This window comes from Trichococcus palustris (assembly GCF_900114465.1).
Classification (GTDB): domain Bacteria; phylum Bacillota; class Bacilli; order Lactobacillales; family Aerococcaceae; genus Trichococcus; species Trichococcus palustris.
The window spans coordinates 176298-198281 of record NZ_FOTD01000004.1 but is presented as its reverse complement, the minus strand read 5'-3'; the positions used below and the strand labels follow the sequence as shown (position 1 = coordinate 198281).

Annotated in this window: 16 protein-coding genes and 1 rRNA gene; 3 read left to right on the top strand and 14 right to left on the bottom strand. The window is 46.4% G+C overall.

Features of this window, described 5'->3' with window-relative positions:
• From BM101_RS04525 to BM101_RS04505, 5 genes are all read right to left on the bottom strand, one after another.
• Positions 1-158 (bottom strand): 16S ribosomal RNA (locus BM101_RS04525); the annotation flags it as partial.
• A 1258-nt stretch (positions 159-1416) separates the two neighbouring features.
• Positions 1417-2076: a beta-phosphoglucomutase gene (gene pgmB / locus BM101_RS04520; RefSeq protein ID WP_087033681.1), complete on the bottom strand. Its 660-nt coding sequence runs from the start codon at positions 2074-2076 to the stop codon at positions 1417-1419.
• 49 nt (positions 2077-2125) lie between these two features.
• On the bottom strand, positions 2126-4411 hold the full coding sequence (locus BM101_RS04515) for a glycoside hydrolase family 65 protein (RefSeq protein ID WP_087033680.1): 2286 nt from the start codon (positions 4409-4411) through the stop codon (positions 2126-2128).
• A 70-nt stretch (positions 4412-4481) separates the two neighbouring features.
• Complete coding sequence (locus BM101_RS04510) at positions 4482-6185, bottom strand: alpha-glucosidase (protein ID WP_087033679.1); 1704 nt, start codon at positions 6183-6185, stop codon at positions 4482-4484.
• 255 nt (positions 6186-6440) lie between these two features.
• Positions 6441-7424, bottom strand: coding sequence for a metal ABC transporter substrate-binding protein (locus tag BM101_RS04505; RefSeq protein ID WP_087033678.1), 984 nt, complete (start codon positions 7422-7424; stop codon positions 6441-6443).
• 263 nt (positions 7425-7687) lie between these two features.
• On the opposite strand from BM101_RS04505, the gene proC reads away from it, so the two are divergent.
• Positions 7688-8506 (top strand): pyrroline-5-carboxylate reductase, encoded by an 819-nt coding sequence (gene proC / locus BM101_RS04500; RefSeq protein ID WP_087033677.1) that lies wholly within the window; start codon positions 7688-7690, stop codon positions 8504-8506.
• Between the two features lie 144 nt (positions 8507-8650).
• Here the strand turns inward: proC and BM101_RS04495 are convergent, their stop codons facing one another.
• The gene (locus BM101_RS04495; RefSeq protein ID WP_087033676.1) at positions 8651-9139 is read right to left on the bottom strand and encodes a Fur family transcriptional regulator; all 489 of its coding nucleotides are present in this window, start codon (positions 9137-9139) and stop codon (positions 8651-8653) included.
• A 289-nt stretch (positions 9140-9428) separates the two neighbouring features.
• Here BM101_RS04495 and BM101_RS04490 point away from each other — a divergent pair, with 289 nt between their 5' ends.
• Positions 9429-10526 (top strand): FUSC family protein, encoded by a 1098-nt coding sequence (locus BM101_RS04490; RefSeq protein ID WP_087033675.1) that lies wholly within the window; start codon positions 9429-9431, stop codon positions 10524-10526.
• 326 nt (positions 10527-10852) lie between these two features.
• Here BM101_RS04490 and BM101_RS04485 read toward each other — a convergent pair whose 3' ends face one another.
• The 8 genes from BM101_RS04485 to BM101_RS04450 all read right to left on the bottom strand — a co-directional run bounded on the left by BM101_RS04485 (position 10853) and on the right by BM101_RS04450 (position 21118).
• Positions 10853-11665 (bottom strand): Cof-type HAD-IIB family hydrolase, encoded by an 813-nt coding sequence (locus BM101_RS04485; protein WP_177194377.1) that lies wholly within the window; start codon positions 11663-11665, stop codon positions 10853-10855.
• 152 nt (positions 11666-11817) lie between these two features.
• A complete protein-coding gene (gene pulA, locus BM101_RS04480) occupies positions 11818-13797 on the bottom strand; it encodes a type I pullulanase (protein WP_087033673.1) in 1980 nt (659 codons plus the stop codon).
• 683 nt (positions 13798-14480) lie between these two features.
• Positions 14481-15626: an SGNH/GDSL hydrolase family protein gene (locus BM101_RS04475; protein ID WP_087033672.1), complete on the bottom strand. Its 1146-nt coding sequence runs from the start codon at positions 15624-15626 to the stop codon at positions 14481-14483.
• 185 nt (positions 15627-15811) lie between these two features.
• A complete protein-coding gene (ntdP, locus tag BM101_RS04470) occupies positions 15812-16357 on the bottom strand; it encodes a nucleoside tri-diphosphate phosphatase (protein WP_087033671.1) in 546 nt (181 codons plus the stop codon).
• Positions 16358-16483: 126 nt separating this feature from the next.
• Positions 16484-17731 carry an A/G-specific adenine glycosylase gene (gene mutY, locus BM101_RS04465; protein WP_087033670.1) on the bottom strand — a complete coding sequence of 416 codons (1248 nt, stop codon included), beginning with the start codon at positions 17729-17731 and terminating at the stop codon, positions 16484-16486.
• A gap of 2 nt (positions 17732-17733) precedes the next feature.
• A complete protein-coding gene (gene recX / locus BM101_RS04460) occupies positions 17734-18570 on the bottom strand; it encodes a recombination regulator RecX (RefSeq protein ID WP_087033669.1) in 837 nt (278 codons plus the stop codon).
• Positions 18571-19033: 463 nt separating this feature from the next.
• Positions 19034-19966 (bottom strand): general stress protein, encoded by a 933-nt coding sequence (locus BM101_RS04455; RefSeq protein WP_177194376.1) that lies wholly within the window; start codon positions 19964-19966, stop codon positions 19034-19036.
• A 153-nt stretch (positions 19967-20119) separates the two neighbouring features.
• Positions 20120-21118: a competence protein ComK gene (locus tag BM101_RS04450; protein ID WP_087033667.1), complete on the bottom strand. Its 999-nt coding sequence runs from the start codon at positions 21116-21118 to the stop codon at positions 20120-20122.
• A 284-nt stretch (positions 21119-21402) separates the two neighbouring features.
• On the opposite strand from BM101_RS04450, the gene BM101_RS04445 reads away from it, so the two are divergent.
• Positions 21403-21948 carry a sigma-70 family RNA polymerase sigma factor gene (locus tag BM101_RS04445; protein ID WP_087033666.1) on the top strand — a complete coding sequence of 182 codons (546 nt, stop codon included), beginning with the start codon at positions 21403-21405 and terminating at the stop codon, positions 21946-21948.
• Positions 21949-21984 lie beyond the last annotated feature (36 nt).

The window sequence follows — 21984 nt, the reverse complement described above, 5'->3', positions numbered from 1 at the left end:
TATCCCCCTCTTATGGGCAGGTTACCCACGTGTTACTCACCCGTTCGCCACTATTCTCTCGATCGGAAGCAAGCTTCCAAAAGAAAGAACCGTTCGACTTGCATGTATTAGGCACGCCGCCAGCGTTCGTCCTGAGCCAGGATCAAACTCTCATGTAAATGTGGACTCTTGTACAGAAATCCTACATGTAAAATTTAAAAGCTCATTTGTTACGTTACTGACTTTATGTTTGCGATACTGTGTATCGCCTTCGTTTGCTTTGATAGAATCAAAGCTCCCTGCACATTTGGTTCGTTCATTCTTTGTTCAGTTTTCAAAGGGCAATCTCGCCTATCACTTATTACGTGATAGCTTATTCATATTATCACGGCTTCAATATCTTGTCAACAACTTTGAAAAAAATAAATTCCAAAAGCGTTTTTTCAAATTTGAAGCGGCAACTTTCATATAATAACATCGTTTCGATAGCATGTCAACAACATTTCATATCCTGTAGGTGCCTTGTAAAAGATAACTTGATAATATTATCATCATTTCACTTCCGTGTCAAACACATTTCAACTTATCCATGTTTTGAAATATCCAACCGGCATAAAAATGAATCAAGCAACCCGAGGAACTAAAGATTACCACAAAAATGTAAGCCCTGTCAATACTTCACCATCAACATTTCCGTTCAAAATTTCCTGAAAAGCAATTCTCTTGTCACCATCCCTTGAAGCGGTAGTCTTCCGACAAAAAATAAGAGGCTACCTCAAAGATGAGGTAGCCCCGCTTCATGCTTGTAGCACTAGTTCCTGTAATTTATGTACCAACATAACATCGTCGATACTTAAGTTAATTGTTAGTTTACATGATCTTCGCTCATGTGAGTCTTACAAACTTCTCGGACTTTTACTTCCACTGAATGAGGAACATGGCCACAATATGAAGTTGTATAACTGAAGATCCTTTTGACTGTTCAAACGGGGCATCTCGCCACTCACATCTAAACAAGAATCTTCTTCGAGATAACATCTTAAGTTTACTCGCCTAAAATGTTTCTCATTTTGAACCTTTATCCATTCTATTATGATTCTAACTTCACAGGTTAAATCAATTTGGTTTAGTTTTTGAAGCTATTCTAAATCTTTTCTACTGTTACGTTTAATTTTTTCATTCAATCTGTCATTTTGATTCTGTTCTAGATTTTCGGGTCTATACTGAAAGTCTCTACTCGATCATGAATGAAATTAAAATCATAAACTGCTAGAACTTCAATTGGTTCTGCGTAAAGAAATCATTCCATATATCTCTTTCGATTTATATTTCCTGTCCTTCTTTACACTGTAATAATAACATGTAAGCGCTAACTTTTCAAGTGTTAACTCTCTTTTTTTGAAACTTTTTTTGAATTTTTTTATGTTTTATTCTTCCTTATTTCGCCGCTGCCGCGCGCATAATCTCATCCAAATCAAGATCCGCCGTGCTCTCCACAAACAGATCCGCTTCTTTCATCGATTCGGCGGATCCTACCCCCACCGAGAACATACCGGCTGCGTTGATGGCTGCAATGCCGGCTTGCGCGTCCTCGATCCCGACGCATTCCTCGGCCGGCAATCCGAGCAGCTCCGCTCCCTTGGTAAATATTTCCGGGTCGGGTTTTCCGTGCTCCAACGTTGACGGATCCACTACCGCTTCAAAATAATCCGTCATGCCCAGTCGTTCCAAAATGACAGGGCCATTTTTGCTGGCCGAGGCCAATGCCAAACGCAACCCTCTGGCTTTAGCCGCTTCAATGAACGCTTTGATTCCCGGCAAGAGATCCTTCGGCGTAATTTCCAGAATGAGTTCCTTGTAATGCTCATTCTTATCTGACGCCAAGATTTCCTTCTCTGCTTGGGTATAGTCGTTCTCCTTATGGCCCAATTCCAGGATTCTTTCCAAAGAATCCATGCGGCTGATCCCTTTCAGATTTTCGTTGAAGGCCCGATCAAACGGAATGCCTATTTTTTCTCCCAATGCTTTCCATGCCTGATAGTGGTATTCGGCGGTATCCGTCAGAACGCCATCCAAGTCGAATACGATCCCTCTCATCCCTGCACCAACTTTCTGCCTCGCTTTAAGAACACTGTTTCGCTCGTCTTTACTCCACTTCAATTAAACTCTTCACCACGGTACCATTCACTGCGATGACTTCTTCAAAAATCTTCACATTCAAAGCCGGACCTTCAACCACCTTAAGGGTAACCTCGCCTCCCGTGATGGCCACATCCAACAGGCTTCCGCGGAAATTGATCTTGAAATCATAGCCTTGCCAGTTTTTCGGCAGGAACGGTTTGAACTGGAGTTGGTTGTCGCTGACGCGCATCCCAGCAAAGCCTTGAACGATCGCCAACCAGGCTCCGCTCATGGAAGTAATATGCAAACCATCTTGGGTATCGTTATTGTAGTTGTCCAAATCCAAACGGGCCGTGCGCGCATAAAGTTCCACCGCTTTGTCCTCTTTACCTAATTCGGCCGCCAAAATGGCATGCACACTGGCGGAAAGAGATGATTCATGAACGGTCATCGGTTCGTAGAAGTCGAAGTTCCGTTCTTTTTCTTCCCACGTATAGCGGTCGTTCAAGAAATAAATGCTCTGCAGCACATCCGCCTGTTTGATGAATGGGGACCGTAAAATCTTGTCCCATGACCAGTGTTGGTTCAACGGCCTCTCGGCGGGGTCCAACGTATCGACGGTGCGGATGTCTTTGTCCAAGAAGGTGTCTTGTTGGACAAACACCCCCAATGTCGCATCGTGCGGATAATACATATGATCGACGATGTCTTGCCATTGCGCCATTTCTTCTTCCGAAACAGCCAGCTCGGCCAATTTGTCATCCGACACTTTCGCCAAGCTCTCCAACGTATATTCCAGAGTCCAGGCAGCCATATTATTGGTGTGGTAATTGTTGTTCACGTTGTTTTCATACTCGTTCGGACCGGTGACGCCATGGATCATATATTTTTGTTTCCGTTTTGAAAAATGGACACGGTCGGCCCAGAAACGGGAAATCCCCGTCAAAACATCGATCCCTTTCGTCAACAGATAGGCTTCGTCGCCCGTATAGTTCGTGTAGTTATAGATGGCATGCGCAACCGCTCCGTTGCGGTGGATTTCCTCGAATGTTATTTCCCATTCATTGTGGCACTCGACCCCCGTAAACGTGACCATCGGATATAGGGCACCCTTCAGCCCTTGCTGTTTCGCATTGTGGAAAGCTCCCGGCAATTGGCTATGCCGGTAACGCAGCAATTGTTCCGTCACGCGCGGTTCCGCAACGGACAGATACATCGGCACCATGTACGCTTCCGTATCCCAATAGGTGGCGCCGCCGTATTTCTCGCCGGTGAATCCTTTCGGCCCGATGTTCAGGCGTTCATCTTCCCCATAGTAGGTCGAGAACAGCCCGAAGATATTGAAGCGGATGCCTTGCTGCGCTTCCTCATCGCCCGCGATTTTTACGTCGGCCCTATTCCAGCGTTCCGCCCATGCCGCAACATGCTCCGCGATCAGGGAATCATAGCCCTTTGAAGCAGCTTCTGCCAACAGCGTTTTCGCCACAGCTGCCTGTCCCTCTTCGGGAACGTCCCGGCTCGTTACGATCGCCACGTATTTTGTCAAAGTCAGCTTCCCTCCGGAGGCAATCGTCCCATTGAAGGTTTCTTCTACTAATAGCGGGCTCTCGTTGCTGCTTGTCTTTTCCAAGCCATCCGCAACGTTCATCATGGCCGCCGTGACGGTGAATTGTTCAATACCGAACGGATTCGGGATGGTTTTGGCGGTCAATCTGACCGGTGTATCGATTGAACGGGCCACTTCCGTCCAGAACATTTCCTCGTAGTTGGCGTCTTCGTTGGTAACGTTGCTGTCCAGACGAGGATGGAAGGTAACGTCAGCGGTTCCGTCCAACACCTCCGCTTCAATGCGGATCAGGGCCAGTTCCTTCTTCGCGATGCTGACAGCCCGCTGGAATGTGAAACGCACAACCGTCTCCCCGTTCTCGCTTTTCCAAACGAAACCGCGGTTCAGCAGGCCTTGTCGCATATCCAACTCCAGGCGGAAATCGGAAATGTCGTTTTTCGCCAAGTCCACCGTCTCCCCATTCACTTCGATCCCTACCGCGATGAAATTCAGTGCATTGATCACTTTGCCGAAATATTCCGGATACCCGTTCTTCCACCAACCTACGCGCGTTTTATCCGGATACCAAACCCCCGCCAAATAGGTTCCCTCATGCGTGTCCCCGGAGTAGCCTTCCTCAAAGTTTCCGCGCATCCCCATATAGCCGTTGCCGATTGCAGTCAAACTTTCCTGCAGCCGCTTGTTTGCCTTGTCCAATTCATTCGTCGTTATTTTCCAAGTATCGATATCGAAAAGTCTCTTCATATAGAATGCCCCCTAATAAAATTCAAGTGATTTTTTCTGTCCCTTGCAGGTGCCTTTCCCGGTTGTTTTCCTATTGGGTGTAGTCCGTCTGGAAAACAACCGCTCCGTAAGGACCCAAATGCACGTTGTCGCCTTCCATCCATACGCCGCTGTTTTGCAATAAAATGTGCCGATAGCCTTGTTGTTCCAGCGGCGGCAGCACAAATTCTTGCGGCTGATCGGTCACATTGCAGATGACCAATCCGCCTTTTTTGTTCAGTACCCGCTCATAGACGTAAAAATCGTCATCGGTATCCCAAGGGAAATAAGAGCCATCAACAAACAGATCGGTTTTCTTCAGCTGAAGCATCCTGCGGTAAAAATGCAGAACGCTTTCCGGATTATCTTCCTCCGCCTCCACATTGTAGGCCGGCTCGATGTTGACACCACTCCAAGGTTTCACCTCGGAAAAGCCTGCATAGGCGGAATCGTCCCATTGCATCGCGCCGCGGCTGGCATCTTTGGAACTTTCGCGTAAGTTGTGCAGAATCGATTCTTCCGTATAACCCAACGCCAATGCCTCTTCATAGAAAGTTTGTGCCTCCGGTGAATTGAAATCCCTGATATCGTCGATGTACAGGTTCTTCATGCCCAGCTCCTCGCCGTTCAGGATGAACGGAATCCCTTTTTGCAGGTACATCAAGACCGCCAACATTTTGGCGCTGTCATCGCGGTAATGGACATCATCCCCGATGCGCGAAACGACCCGTGCCATATCATGATTGTTCCAATACAAGGTCGGTCCGCCGACATCAGCCATGGCTCTTTGCCATTCATGCATGTTTTTCTTGAATTCCCCAAATAAAAGACTCGTCTTCTGCATGTTTGAGGATAGACGCGGATCTTTCGCCGATTCATCCATTGTGAAATAACGGAAAGTGATGACCGTATCACAGCCCCCCAATATAGGGTCGGTGTAGGCATGCGCCAAATCGACCGTCGCGGACGCCGCTTCCCCTACAATGAAGGTATCCGGATAACGTTCCCGCAAAGTCGTCGTAAAGAATTTCATGTATTCGTTTATTTTCGGCAAATTGGCATAGTAGTTCTCGGCCAAGGCGATTTCGCCTTCCTTCAACCCCGGCAGATCCGGGAATCCCGCCTCTTTCTGCAGATGGATGAAGGCATCCAGACGGAACCCGTCGATCCCTTTGTCCAACCAGAAAAAGGCTATCTCGATCATCGCCTTGCGCACCTCAGGATTCTCCCAATTCAGATCGGGCATTTCCTTCGCGAACAGATGGAAATAGTACTGGTCGCCGATCGGTTCCTTTTCCCAGACCGTCCCCGTGAAGAACGATTCCCAATTATTCGGCAGATCCTTGCCGCCGTTTTTGCCATCCGCCCACAAATAATAGTCCCGGTAGGGATTGTCCTTCCCTTTCAATGCTTCCTTGAACCAAGGATGCTGATTGGAAGTATGGTTCATGACGAAGTCAAAGATGACTTTGATGCCGCGCTTGTGCGCCTCCTGAATCAATTCCTCCACCTCTTCCATCGTCCCGAACAGCGGATCGATTGCCATAAAATCGGAGATGTCGTAACCGTTATCAATTTTCGGCGACGTAAAAATCGGATTCAGCCAAATCATGTTGACGCCCAGAAGTTGGATATAATCCAACCGTTTGATGACGCCCCGGACATCCCCTACGCCATCCCCGTTCGAATCCTGGAAGCTCATCGGATAAACCTGGTAAACGATCAAATCATGCCACCACTTACGCACATTGCCCATAAATAAGACCTCGATTCCAAAAAAATAATTTATACCCTTAGCTTATACAATTCAGGCCCCAAACACAACCATAACAACCAGGATAACGGCAACATGATTCGGCACTCGCCTACTAGGATAAGGCGAATTACGGGAGTCAGCTTAGGCGAAACTCCTGCAATGCAGCGTTCAACAAAAAAGAACAGCATCCGTCACTATTCCAACGGAAGCTGCTCTTATATCTACTGATAAAATGCATTACTGCGTTTGCGCGTCCTACTTGATCGCTTTCTTCAATGCTTCCAGATTGTTGTGCATCACTTGGATGTAATCGACGCCGGCATCCTGGTCTTCCTGCGTTATGCCTTCCAAAGGGCTTAAGACTGCCAACTGCAGTCCCGCTTCGTTCGCCAGGGTTTCAGCCGTTGTCGATGACGCGTTGTCTTCGAAATAGATGTACTCTGTTCCGTGTTCCTTCACGTAGTCGGATAATTTGGCCAAAATAGCTGCACTCGGCTCGGCATTCGGCGTCAATCCGGAGACGGAAACCTGTTCCAGATCATAACGGTTTGCCAAGTACGCGAAAGCGGCATGTTGCGTCACGAATGTGCGGTTAGTCGCCCCTTCGAAGGCAGCTTGAAACGCTTGGTCCAATGCAGCCAATTTAGTTTTATAGGCTTCCGCGTTCCCTTCATAGAATGCGGCATTTTCAGCATCCGCTTCCGCTAAACCAGCCTGAATGTTGTCCACTTCCGTTTGCGCCAGTACCGGATCCAACCAGACATGGGGATCAAAGGCATGTTCATGCCCCTCCTGTTCTTCTTCCGTTTCGCCTTCGGGATGCTCTTCTGCAGCGAAATCCAACAATTCGATGCCTTCGCTCGCGTTGATCACGACCATGTCCGATGTATCGATTGCATCCAAGACAGCCGGAACCCAGGTTTCCATCTCATCGCTGTTGTATATGAAAACATCTGCATCCTGAATTTCGGCGATCATCTTCGTTGACGGTTCATACGAATGAATCTCTGTACCCGCCGGAATCAGCAGACTGACATCCGCCTTGTCTTGGGCAACATTTTTTGTGAAATCATACATCGGATAAAAAGTCGTCACGACCTGCAGTTTATCGCCTTCCTGATCGGCAACTGCTTCACTGCTCGCGTCGCTTGCCCCGCCGTTGGTGCCGCATGCGCCCAACAGCATAGCCGCTCCTCCCATCAAAGCTGCCATACGTAAGAAATAGTTTTGTTTTTTCATGTTTTCTCCTCCAAAATGATTGTTTAAACCCCAAGATGATTCTTTTTTCGCAAATCGTAATAATTACGCTTTACATCTTATCGAAACATTCCTTATTGTGCAAGTCTTTTTTGTAACTATCCTGCTTATCATTTTTAGGTGAGTCGTGAAATGAAAGGTATCTATCTTTTTTTTCACCCTTTTCCCATTTCCTTGCTATAATATAAAACAATAGGGTTGCACACAGGCAACCTCATTCGAAACGACAAAAGGAGTGTTCATTCATGAAAAAAACAATCGGATTTATCGGCAGCGGCAATATGGGCGGCGCCATCATCGCCGGTTTAGTGGGTTCAGCCCTCGTATCCTCTAACCAAATCATCGCATCAAGCGTTCAGGAAGAAAGCCTGCAGTCCTTAAAAGACAAATACGCCATCCGCACCACTTTGGATAACAAAGCGGTTGCTGCGGAAGCAGATATCCTCTTCCTTGCGGTAAAACCCAACATCTATGCTCCGGTCATTGAAGAAATCAAAGGCGCGGTTAAAGAAAATGTCGTCATCGTGACGATTGCAGCTGGAAAAAGCTTGGAGGAAATCCAAGAACGCTTCGGACGCGAAATTAAGATTGTCCGCGCCATGCCGAATACACCGGCATTGGTCGGCGAAGGCATGACCGGCATCTGCGCAAACGAAATGGTCAGCGTTGCCGAGTTGACGGACGTGAAAACAATCTTCGACAGCTTCGGCCGCACCGAATTAATATCGGAATACTTGATGGATGCCGTGACCGGCGTCAGCGGTTCTTCTCCTGCGCTCGTCTTCATGTTCATCGAATCGCTTGCGGATGGTGCCGTCCGTGGCGGCATGCCGCGTCAGCAAGCCTACAAATTCGCTGCCCAAGCCGTACTCGGTTCAGCAAAAATGGTATTGGAAACCGGCAAGCATCCCGGCGAATTGAAGGACATGGTCTGCTCGCCTGGCGGAACGACCATCGAAGCAGTCGCAGAATTGGAAAAACACGGCTTTCGCAACGCAGTCATCTCAGCCGTGCAAACGACAATCGACAAGTCCATCGCCATGAGCAAACCCGCAGAACACTGAGAAAAGTGCAAAAACAAACGCGCTCCCGGAAAGAAGAGTTTTTCTTCCTGGGAGCGCGTTTTGCTGTTCAATTATTTCTTTCTTTTTTCGGCTCTCTCCTTGACCGCTTGTTTGACGGCCGACAGCCTCGGCAGGGCAAGCTGATCAATGGTGGGAATGGTGTCCCGCCGTTTCGGCTGCGCTAGGTGCATTGTCCTTATGGATTCCTTTCGCTTGGCAGTCGGGGCAGATGCCATAGACTTCCATGCGGTGATGCGTCACTTGGAAACCGGTCAGATTTTCGGCAACCATTTCCACATCATCGAGAACGGGATAGTACAAATCCACAATCTTTCCGCAGCTCTCGCAGATGGCATGATAGTGCTGGGTGCTGCTGAAGTCAAAACGGCTTGAAGCATCTCCGAGCGCCAGTTCCTTCACAAATCCGATTTTGACGAATAACCGCAAGTTATTATAGACGGTTGCCGCACTCATATTCGGGAAACGATCAGCCAAAGCTTTATAGATATCATCGGCAGTCGGATGGATTTTTGAGTCGACCAAATATTCAAGTATCGCATACCGTTGCGGTGTAATGCGGATGTTCGCATTCTTCATTTTTTCAATAGAGTCTTCCACTACTGAATGGTTCATCGGGTTTCCCCCTCTCTTTGTTCATACTTGTATATGATAGTCATTATAATTTACATTTTGTTACGTTCATCATATATCGATTACACGAAAATAGCAATCGTAAACTCTTGTTTATTGGGCCAAATTGCTGACTTATTCGCTCAATGATAGCTTATCAGCTCCCGACCCCCGAGCTGCTGACTGAAACGGGATATTTTTGCCTTTACACCGCCGATGGATTAGTATATATTCAATGGATGGATGCAATCTGCACTTAATATTTAAATAGAAAAGACATGGAGTGAATGATATGAAATTAGGTGCCCGCACCTTTAAAACGGGTCTCGCTGTTGCCTTGTCGATGCTTGTTTCGCAATTATTGGGACTTGGAGGCGGAGGCGTAATAGCCGGCATTTCAGCCATCTATTCGACCCAACCTTCATTGGGGAGGTCTTTCGATAACCTGAAAAGCCGCTTGATGGCCAATACCATCGGCGGTCTCGTCGCCGTCCTTGTCGTCTTGACGGTCGGCAGCAACCTCTATCTTGTCGGGATTGCCACAATGTTCTTGATCGCCATCCTGAACTTTTTGAAATTGGAAGACGTGATCGGTCTATCGATTGTGACCTTGATCGTCATCATGATGACCACGGACGCAAACCTGCTATTGAGCGCATCCTTGCGTGTAGCGGAAACCTTTGTCGGCGTCATCGTAGCCTTTCTGGTGAACACCTTCATTGCGCCACCCCGCTATGACGTGAAGCTTTACCATACCATCGACTATGCAACAACCGAGTTTCTGGTCTGGATCCGCGCTGGTTTAAGGAAGAATACGGAATATTCCGTCATGAACAATGATCTGAAATGGGCGCGCATGCAGTTGAAAAAAATCGATAGCCTCTATCAATATTTGACGGAGAGCGGCTTGTTCTCCAAAAAGAAAAAATATGAGAACAATAGGACGTTGGTCGTCTACCGCAAAATGATCCAGACCACAAGATCAGCCTATCATGTCCTGGAAGTCCTGCACGATTATGAAAATGTCTTTTACCATTTTCCTCAAGAGATGCGCATCATGATCCGTGAGCGGCTGGAAACGTTGATGAGCGGCCACGAACAGATTATGCTGAAGTTCAGCGGTCGTGTCCCGCCTGGCCAAGTGAACTTCTTCGAGGCGGGTAAAGCGGAACGCCACAAGCTGATGGACACCTTCTTCCAGAGGGCTCAGGAAGAGAGTGACCACGGAAAATACAGCAGTTCGGAAAGCTACGGCATCATCCATCTGATGAGCGCCATCCTTGCCTACGAAGATGATTTGGTTCATTTCAACCAATTGGTGCGCAGCTACAAAGCGCACGGCGGGAGCAAAACGAAAAACATTTCGAACATCGACGACATCATCCATTAATAAGAAAAGCTGAACAGGTTCATTCAGCCCTGATTAAGGAAACACTGTGACCAAAAAGCGGTCAAGTTGCTGAGAGACTAGCAATTTCAATTGCTTAGTGGAACAGTATGTCTTGGCTCGCAGAGACAAGAGGTTCCTTCATCCCTTTTCCGAAAGGCTAACCCGTGAAGCTGGACAAATTTTAAATGCATGAAACAAATTAGCAATCTGTGAAAAACTTGTAATGATGCTTTTTTATATCAAAAAAATTTATTACTTCCTAGCTAGGCACAAAACAGGGTTACAGAAATCAAGTCGATTTCTGTAACCCTGTTTTAATTTTCGCGTTATTCTGTGAACGCCCATTTTTCGATGGCATGGGCTACCCCGTCCTCTTCATTGGATAAGGTGATTTCGTTCGCGATGCTTTTCAAGTTGTCGGTCCCATTCGACATCACGACACCCAATCCGGCCGCTTGGATCATTTCATAATCATTTTCGCCGTCACCCAAAGCCATGACTTCTTCGATCGGAATACCCAATCGTTCAGCCAACTTCGTCAATGCGATTCCCTTATTTGTATCCTTGGCCATGACTTCCACCAAATATTTTTGGCTGCGCACAACGTAATAGTTATCACGGATGCGGTCCGGCACTGCCGACTCGATGACATCGACATCACTTTCCTCACCGATATAAAGGATTTTCATAAAATTCATCTCTTCGGTCATCTCTTTAGGGTCCAAAATAGTGATTTCCATGTTGACGAGTTTGGCATCCTCCCACATGGGCTCCGTGATTTCATCTTCCAAGCTGTAGTAATGGAATTCCGTCACCAACAGCGTCCCAGCCGCAAAGCCTTTCCCAAATTCATATAATTCCTGCACTTCAGGCAAGCTCAGTGTTTTTTTATAGACCACTTCTTTTGTGTCTGTCCGGATAATATAGGCTCCATTTTGTGCAATGATGTAATCTTCCCCTGTTTCAAATCCCAATTCATCCGCGTAAGGCTTGATGCCCGCAGGCGGACGGCCGGTGCAGAGAACGATTTTGATGCCACGTCGCATCGCTTCTTTGATTGTGCCTTTCACCCGTTCCGTCATCACTTTTTCGCCGTTCACCAGTGTGCCGTCAATATCGATTGCTATCATTTTGATCATCCGAAAACCACCCATCCCATCATTTTCCGTTTTCCTGTATCTCTTCTATTGTACTAAATTACGGAAAGATATGCGACCGCAAGAATCATCGGATTGTCCCTTCCAGCAAAAAAAACAGCTGGGCCTTTGTAGCGACAGCTGCTTTACAGTTTTCATTTCAGTTTTACGATTACGGTTGTGGAAAGTCTTTCGACATGCACCTTAGATAATTTCTCCAGAGTTTGGGGGGCATCCATATAGTTCTTGCAATCGTGGATGAGCTCGAAATAGTCGCCGGACTCCACATCGAAATCGATGGCGTTTCCTTGGCCGTTGAATACGACATAGTAGAGGGCAGATTCATCTTCCAGTTGGTATACGACAATCTGATATTCGGCCTTCAAAATATTCATGTGCTGTTTGATTTCTGCTATCGATTTCAAACGGAACAACGGTTCTGATTTTCTTAACTGGATCAGCCCTTTTAGGTAGTCCACCGCAGCTCCATTTTCATCGCGTCGTTTCCAGTCCATCCGGTTGATTTCATCCGGAGCGTTGTAGCTGTTTTCCACCCCATGTTTCGTCCGCATATATTCTTGGCCGGCATGGATAAAAGGTACGCCTTGACTCAACAGCACCAGGCTGCTTGCCAACAGGTGGCGTCTTTCGCGGGTTTCTTCATCATCCCAGGGCATGGAGTTGAGCAATTTGTCATATAAGGTTAGGTTGTCATGCGCTTCCACATATTGCACCATCTGAGCAGGATCGGTATAGCTGGCGCGATTTGCGGGATAATAGGCTCCACCCTGCAAATTCGTCGCAACCCATCCTTCCATAAACGGTTTCCCTGTAATGAACCCCGTGTCGTTGCCAAAGTCGAAATCCGATCCCTTTACAGCTTCCCGCAAAGCATCATTGAATTGTGCGATGCCCTGCATGCGATCCGCATTCTGTTGGATAGCTTTTTCAGACGGAGCCAAATTCGTGTTGAGGTTCCAGCCCTCTCCCAACATGATTATGGATGGATCGATTTCATCCAAAGCCGCACGAATGACGTTCATCGTATCCACATCATGGATTCCCATCAAATCAAAACGGAAACCATCCAAGTTGAAGTTCTTGGCCCAATAGGTAATACTGTCGACGATATATTTGCGCATCATGTAGCGTTCCGATGCCGTATCGTTCCCGACACCGGTCCCATTCGACAGCGTACCGTCTGCATAACGGCGGAAGTAATAGCCAGGGACCGTTTTTTCCAACGGGTGCACTTTCGGCAAATAGACATGGTTGTAAACGACATCCATGATGACACGGATTCCTGCGTCGTGAAGTCCCTGAATCATCTCTTTCATTTCCAGTATGCGAACTTCCGGTTGATAGGGATCCGTCGCGTATGATCCCTCAGGCACGTTGAAGTTTTGTGGATCATAGCCCCAATTATATGTCTTTGAAGGATTCTTTTCATCTACTGTGAAAAAATCTGCCATCGGCAAAATCTGAACATGTGTAACACCCAATTCCTTCAGATAATCCAAGCCGGTCGTCCTTCCATCCGGAGAGGCTGTGCCTGCTTCAATCACGCCGAGGAATTTGCCTTTGTTTTTGGTGCCACTGTCTGGAGAAATCGTGAAGTCACGAATATGTAATTCATAAATAATAGCATCGACAGGAGAAGTAATCGGATCTAATCGTTTGCCCCAATTTTCCGGATTGGTATTGGCATAATCCAAAATTACGGAGCGTTCACCATTGACAGTCGTCGCATAACTGTAGGGATCCACAGTCTCAACGGCATCCCCATTCGGGAAGGTAATGGCGTATTTATAGGCTTTGCCCGCATAATCTCCCATTAAAAGAAGTTCGTGAGTCCCTCTTTCGCCTTTTTCCATGGCGTATCTTTCATTTCTATCATCGTAAAGGCCATCATACAATATCACATCAACACTTTCTGCTGTAGGAGCCCATACCCGCAGTATGGTCCGTGTTGGTGAATAGTTTGCCCCTAATGTTCCATCAAAAGAATACTTCTTATCAAAAACGGATGACGCAACAATCTGTTCTGGTCTATCCTCTAAATTATCTATGTTATATTGATAATATTTAGTCGATAGAACGTCAGTCCGTTTCCGTTCATCAACTTGTATGTACATGACACTACCTCCAAGAAATCTCTCTTTGCATTGAAACGCGTCTCCATAACGATCATTGAACTCTGAATTTCAAAGTTGCCTACCCACTTGTGAAAACACTCCTTTTAAACAGCAAGTACCACACTTGACGAAAAACGCTTACAACAGATTTCTATAGTCTTATTATACTTTATTTCACTGGGATTAGCCAGTATTTAAGAAAATGCCTTCCCCGAAATGCAGAGTTAATAGTTGCGATGTTAAACAAACTAAAGTTTGTGAAACAGGCGATTTAGTGTTGTACTTTCGAATAATAATTTCTCCTCATAATTGAGAAAAAACGAGAGTGAGATAAAAAGCGTATAGACCCGAATAACTGGAGCGAATAAGCGGAGGATGGTCGCAGACCGTCTGAGCATTATTCGTGAAGTGACTTCAGGTCTGCTTTTTGGAACACGTTTAAACAGAGTGTGATGAATTGTGTTTAGACACCCGGACGTTGGAGAAACTGGCTTTTCGTTCACCTCTTTTGTGGACGAAAGCCCGTTTCGAAACGGGAGTGGTGTCTGCAATTCAGAACACGTTTACGATTAATTGTTAGGAAATGCGAACGAGGCTAGGACTTTTGTCCCAGCCCCGTCCTTTTTTAGACTATTCGATTTCCAGATGAGGATTGCTGCTTTCCCTGCCAAAAAGGCATCAGCTTATTCCACAACGGTGGTTGCTTGCGTTGTTGTTCCTGTTGTTGTCCCTGTTGTTGTCCCTGATGTTCCTGTTGTTGAATCCGTTGCGGTTGTATCGTATGTTGTCGTATCCTGAGCTGGAGCAGTTATTGTCGGCGCCTCATAGACTGATTCAGAGGAAGATGCAGGCGCTTCATAAACCGGCTCCACGTATACTGGCTCTTGCGTAACCGTGTTTTCTTCAACCGTTTCTTTAATGATGGATTCCATTGCCGGTTTTTCGCCTTCCACATACAGGCCTGACGTCGTATTCACCGTTTTTGTCTTCAAGTTCTTTTCAAAGACCGTTCCGAATAAGGTGGCCCCCGATTCATTCAAACCAAGTTTGGCTTCATCCATAATGGTCGATACTGCCGCTCCTGTATTTTCCAATTCCTGCAATGTGTCCGCATGCAGATCATAAAACGGCACATTGTACGTCTGATTTGCTTCGGCCAAGCTGGTGGCATAATCCCGGTAATCCAGTGATCTGGAATTCAAAACATTCATTTTTGCTTCCGCCGGAGGTGGCGTCACCAACACAATCAACGCATTCGGCGATGCCGCTTTGATTTCATCATACACTTTGAAAATATTTTCGGTGGATTGCGCCCGAGCGATATCGGCTGTCTGATCGGCCTTTGTCGGCAAAACATAAAAAATGACATCCGCATTGCTTGCCGCTACTGGTTGCGAATAGCCGCCGTTCAGATAAACTGCGCTACTTTCTCCAGAATGACTGAAATAAGAGAGATTCATGGTAAGTGCGTACGCCGATTGGATATCCGTCATTGCCGTTTTGGCCCATGAAGCTTCTTCGGCTATATCCCCAAAAAAGGCAACATTGATTTGTTTATTGTGGTATTGGATATACTGCAGATAATCGACTACAGAAGCGGCGCCCCTGTTCTCGGCAAAGGTCTGCAATGTTTTTTCCAGCGCTGCGGCTTTCTCCGCTTCGGATGTGTCCATCTCAGCGGAGCTTTGTACTGCCGGTTGTTCGTTCTTTTGTGCGCCCTCAAGCAGTAGTTGCTCTTTTCTATCGGCAGAATATTTATACCCAAAAAGGATGATGGCAATCGTCACGATCCCCATTAGGGTAACAATCAAAACTTCCTTTTTTTTCAAAGAATCTCCTCCATCGTCTAAAAATGTTTGATATATTTACTTTTCAATAATTTAACTATATTTATCTTAATATAACTGTTGTCCGATTGCACGATTTTTTTAGAAAATTAAGGAATTGTCCACATTTCCCAACAAAAAAAATCAGTCACTTTTAAAGTTAACTGATTTTATTTTTGTAAAATTCATCACGAGTTTTGCTGATTGTGCGACAGCTGACAGTATCTTTCATACCATAAGTCAACGTACTCCTTGGAGAAGGGACCTTTTTCTTCGTTGATCCAGCTTACCAGAATCTTAACGTTTTCTTTCAAAATATGGTCGATATCTTTTGGGTAATTCATGCGATTGCGATGCAATTCATACTCATCTACATCTAGCAAACGTTTTTCACCATCCGGAAAAACTTTTATGTCCAAGTCATAATCGATGTATTTCAAAGCCTCTTGGTCAATCGCATAAGGCGAGGCCAAATTGCAATAATAAGATACACCTTTTTGGCGGATCATCGTGACAATGTTAAACCAATAATGCTTATGATAGTATAACAACGCCGGTTCCCTGGTAACCCAGCGACGTCCGTCAGCTTCCGTTACTAAGGTGTGATCATTACAACCGATTATAGATTGGTCACTTGTTTTTAATACCATGGTGTCACGCCAGGTTCGATGCAGGCTGCCGTCATGCTTATAACTCTTTATGGTGATGAATTCTCCCTCACGAGGATTATGCATCACGGTGCCCAACTTTCTACATCTATTTGAGTCGTTTTTCAGGACCATTCCTTGCAACGACTCTCAACTTTCAGTTCACTGAATAGTATAGCATAGAATGGAAAAAGAAAGCGATACTTTAGACTGCTACAGGTTAAATTCTTTTCGGGTATTCTGCTGGAATTGTTGCCACATTTTTTGCTGTGGGACCGGAAAGGCGTAAGCTGGAAAATCATGTTCGCTTACCCATTTGCAGTTCTCCGGCAAAGTGCCGTTTCCTGCATCCAAAACCCTGCCGTAGTAGCCGGTTATATGCCACTTGATGTGGCTGAAGACATGATTGACCGAACCGGTCTCAGCCTTCAGCCAAATCGGATGCAGCTGATACTTCGCTGCAACGGCCGCCGTCAAGGCTTCCTCGATTTGGGAAAAGGCGATTTCCGGATTCTTATCGTGGACTTCCTCTGTCGGGTAAGCTTCCGCCACAAGCAATTCCGTTTGAACGACTATCTTGTTTTCTCTGTCCGTCACGACCGGCTCCACCTGAAGCAGCGGAAAGGTCCAAAAATCCGCCAGCAGACCGGTCTTGGGCCGCTTTTCCAGAAGGAATTCCTTGTCTTTGTTCTGCAGGATGATTCCCTGCAGGTTCATCGGCACGGGTTTCTTGGCCTTGCTTTTGACCGGATACAGGTGCATCGTGCCATGCTGATAAGCGGCATTGAATGCTTTGATCGGGCTTATTTCCGGCCTTGGGTTAAGCGGTGTGCAGATGCTGGAGCCCAAATCCATCAAAGCCTGATTGAAATCGCCCGGGCGGTCCGGATCGATCAGCTCGCGCACGATTTCTTCAAATATTTTTCGGCTGGCCGGTTTCGCGATGTCCGCATCGATTTCGAACAGCCGGCTCATGACCCGCATGACGTTTCCGTCGACGGCCGGTTCCGGCAGCTGGAAGGCGATGCTGGAAACCGCCCCCGCAGTGTACGGCCCGATGCCCTTCAATTTCGCGATCTCTTTCGGATCCTCCGGGAAGACGCCGTTGTAGTCCGCCACTATTTGTTGGGCTGCCTTCTGCATGTTTTTGACGCGGGAATAGTAGCCGAGCCCTTCCCAGGCTTTCAGGAGCACATCCTCATGGGCAGTTGCCAGGCTGGCGATGTCCGGGAATTTGTTCAGGAAGTTATAGTAATACGGGATGACCGTATCTACCCGCGTTTGCTGCAGCATAATTTCAGAGACCCAGATGCAGTAGGGATCATTCGTCCGGCGCCACGGCAAATCGCGTTTTTCTTTGTCGTACCAATCCAGGAGCGCTTTCCGGAAAGCCTTGATCTTTTCTATCGGCCACATCTCGATGGCGTATATCGTTTTTGTATCGTTTGTGTTCTTTGTCATTGTTATTCCATTTCCTGTTCTTTTTCTTGTATATAGGCGGAGATCATATCCCCGGAATAGCCTTTTTGGAACAATCCGGCTTTCACCTTCTGGATCAAATCTTTGCCTTTGTGTTTTCTTTCTTGTTTATGCCACAATTTATCCCCTTGCAGACGCAAAGCGGACATTTCGTCATCCTCTTCCTTCACCGTTTCGATCTCCTCTAGGATGGCGGGGATCGTATCGGCAAGATAGCCTTTCTGCTGCAGGTGGGCACGCAGTTTGTTGCTCGCTTCGCGGGAAGAGACCCGGCTCTGTTTGCGCATCATCTTTTCCGCAATCGCTATGCCGTTTTCGATTTGCTGCTCCAACGGGTACTCCTTCAACACAAGGCTTATCGTCTCGGGCGACAGCCCTTTTGTCTTCAGTTCATTGGCGATGAGCTGCGGCCCTTTTCGGTTCAGATTCGCTGCTGTGCGGGTATAGCTTTCGCCATAGATCCGGTCGTTGACGTAATTCTGTTCCTTCAGCCGCGTGAGGGCGCGTTCGATGGCATCCTCGGAAATTTCTTCGTCAATCAGCTTTTTGCGCACCTCCGCCTCGCTGCGCAGACTGTAGGATAAATAGTTGACGGCCGTTGTATAAGCCATATAATCATAGTTTTCTCTTTCGATTTCAAGGCTGCGTTCTTTCGTAAGCTGCATCCCTTTGTACAATCCGACTTTAATCAGAACAGCCTCTGAGATGGGAAACGAATATTCCCCATCCACATATATATTAAAACGGTCTTTCCGTTTCTTCTGAACGACTATCTTCGTCACAACCGGAATTTTTTCTGTATCCTGTTCCATTTCACTCATCCGTTCCACCTCCAGCAATATTCTGCCTCCCCATTATACAATAATCCGGCAAAGAAACAAAACATACGTTCGAAAATAAGAGAGTGCGGCGTTTGAGGTCTTTCGCAATTTTTATACCAAGACAATTGATGCAATTTTTACTTGGGATTCAGAACACGTTTACGATTAATTGTTAGGAAACGGAAAAGGTTCGTTCCATCGGGATTCTCCAAACAAATGATACCGGAATCCCCGGTGAAGCCTTGCTCGCCGGTAATATGCCTTTTAGAAACAGTGAGATTCGCGATGAGGTTATCATCGCCGGGAGACACCAACCAAAAGATTCCGGAATCCCCGGCGAAGCCTCGCTCGCCGGTAATATGCTTTTAAGCTGCTACTCGCTCCCAACCTTATTTAACTTAACCAAAAAAGAGCAGCGGATTGTCGTTCCGCTGCTCTGACACCTATTCAATTAAAAACTTTTCTATAGCGCCGGTCTTTTTTTGTCCGGATTTTCATAGACCGGTGGGATATCATCGGCATCTTCGCCTTCTTCCGCCGCAACGGTTTCGCCGCCGAACGGATCTTTGGAGTACTGTCCATCCGTTTCATCCAGTTCCGGAAGTGATTCTTCTTTATCAAATTGCATATCAGCCATCTCATGGTTATCCTCGGCCATCGTCGGGTCGCCTGCAACAGCTGCCGTTTTTATCGGCTGATCCGTGACGATATCTTTCAGATCGGGTTGTTTTTCACTTTCTCCGGAAACGGTTGCCGTTTTTTCTTTTGGTATTTCGGCAACTTCGTACTCTTCACGCACAACCATTTCATTCATTTCCTCATGAGCAACTGGCTCAGCTTCTTTCATATCAGCCTGGCTTTCCGTCATGCCTGCAGCAACAGCTTGGGATTCTTTTTCTGCCTCGATGGCATGCGTCGGCATATCGCCTTTGGCCGTATCGTCGGCGGCCCAATCCGGTTGGGTTGCCATAGCTTTCTTTTCTTCGGCATGTTCATCAGGAAGGATGCCATCCCGCACCAAAAAGTCGGCATGTTCCTCGTTCACCGGCGCTGCGTCGTCGATCAATAGCAGCAGTTCCCCGTTTTCCATTGCGTCTTCGAAGCGTTCATACGTATCTTCGTCGATCCCGTAACTTTCAAAAATTTTCTCTTCCTCTTCTTCGTCCATATCGACTGTAAAGAAATTTACTATTTTGTCCCAGAGCGAATCATCGTCATGGTCTTCCCCAGTCAAGACCACCTGCACACCCGTTTCCGTTGTGATGAAATCGTTCTTGGCTTTCCGGGTGAGGACCAACAGTTGCTCCGGTGCGTAGCCTTCTTCCTTTATCAGGTGATTGATTTCCTCAATGACCAATTCCTGATTAACAAATGTTCCATCGATTCTTTTATCCACGATAAATCCCCTCCTAATCAAAACCGCCTAACTGTATTCGTTTTCATTTTAATGCAGTTGCCAACAAATGACAAACAAAAGCCATTCCTTTTCAGATAGTTTTCTTTAGTGTTATTTGAAAGACTAAATTCCAGCTGGCTGATTCTTACGGATTCATGCTTGAAAGGTCAGATACGGCAGCTCTTTATACAAATTTTCTTTCAACAGCTGCACGGCTTCATCCGCCACCGGATTATCCTTAAGGGCGGGATGCCGTAAAGCCGATTCCGCGAAGGACACCTGAAAAATACGGAGATGATCCTGCAACGACAGCTTTTGATGATGCCCCAACTGCAAATGGAAGCCATTTTCCAGCACCCCTCTTTCATTATTCGATTTCTTTGTCGCGCCAACGTAATTGAATTGCCGCATAAAATGCCGGATGAGATAGTCCTGCCGGTAATAGATTTGGCAGGACTGCGTAATTTTTTCGTTGAAGTAGGAATAGCGTACCGGAATCTTGATTGTATGTTGCTTGCAGCAATGCACCTCCACACCCTTTTCGCCTTTCAACGGCTGATAACTCACGATGGCCGACAAATTTATCCAGGAAACATTCTTGCGCGTCGGACCACTTAACGGCAAATAACAATGTTTCCCTAATATGTAAGGCATACAATGCGTTTCCTTACCGCTGACCAAGATCGATGCATTCCGGACGAAATCATAGCTGAAGCCAACCACCTTAAACAAGGCATGCATCACTTTATTGCTGCTTTCACGTGTTTTGATGATCCGGCCATCCGTAAAAAAGACTAGCGTGCGGAAGTGCGTCCGTACCGTTTCTTTTTCCAGACAAAGGACATACAAAATAGTCTCGTCCACGATAAAGTTGTCTATCTCCAGCGCATCATCCAGATACAGCTGCAGACGGTCCCGCTGGTGTTCTATCTGAAATATCGCAGCTTTTTTATGGCCTTGCGGCCTTTCTCGTCTTACCTCCTTCAACGTCTGACGCAGCGTTTCAAGAAAAATTTCTATGGTTGCGCAATCAGCTTGCCCGTTTGCAGGGAAGCCGTGCACTTCATCCTCACTGGCCAGCAAATCCAAAAAAACACTCTGTCCAATTCTATCATTTTGCGGCCATTCTTCTGCCTTTCTGTTTCCCCCCATAAAATACCTCTACCTCCATTTTTTATTTTCCAAAAAAAATATACACCATTTAACAAATAATTTCATCTAAAACAGCCAATAATTAAGCAATATTTATTTAATTACTAACAGAATACTAACTTTATCATTATTTGTCTTATTTTTAATCATATTTGTCATTTTGACGATTTTCCTGCATTTCATCTAACATAGCATTCAGCAAGCTTGCCAAGCCGTGATGAGCATGCACAGGGTCACCCGACCTTGCATCCGGCTACCCACTAACCTAGCGGAGGCAAACCAAAATGAAAAAGAGAACATGTACGGATGAAATTGCAGAACTGCTTATCGGACAATATGCCGGCGTCGTCAAGCATTGCCTGAACAAAATAAACCTTTACCCTGCCCGCAGCGACTATGATGATTTTTTCCAGTTGGGGCTGATGACTTTGATCGATACCTACGAAACCTGCGAAGGCGATCCGCTTCTGGAGGATAATCGGTATAGCTATGTCAGTTATGCCGGCCGGAAAATACTATGGGTGTATCTGGACGAAATCAGAAAATCCAGCAAAAAAGGGGAAAACGAAGCGATTGTTACCGACGAACTGATCATGAACCTGCCGGGAGCGGAAACCTTCGAGGCTATTCTGGAAACGGAAGATCTATACCGGAAACTGTCAAAACGCCTGAGCCCACAAGAAAACATCTATCTGCACGACTCCTATATTTACGGCCTGAACGTCACGGAAATCGCAAAAAAACACGGATTCTCCAGAAAAACCGTATCCAAATGGCGCAGCCAGATCCAAGCAAAGGCCAACGAATTTTTGGAGTTAAGCAAAAAATAAGGTTACACTTTTTCGATTCTGTCCGTCGTTATAGGT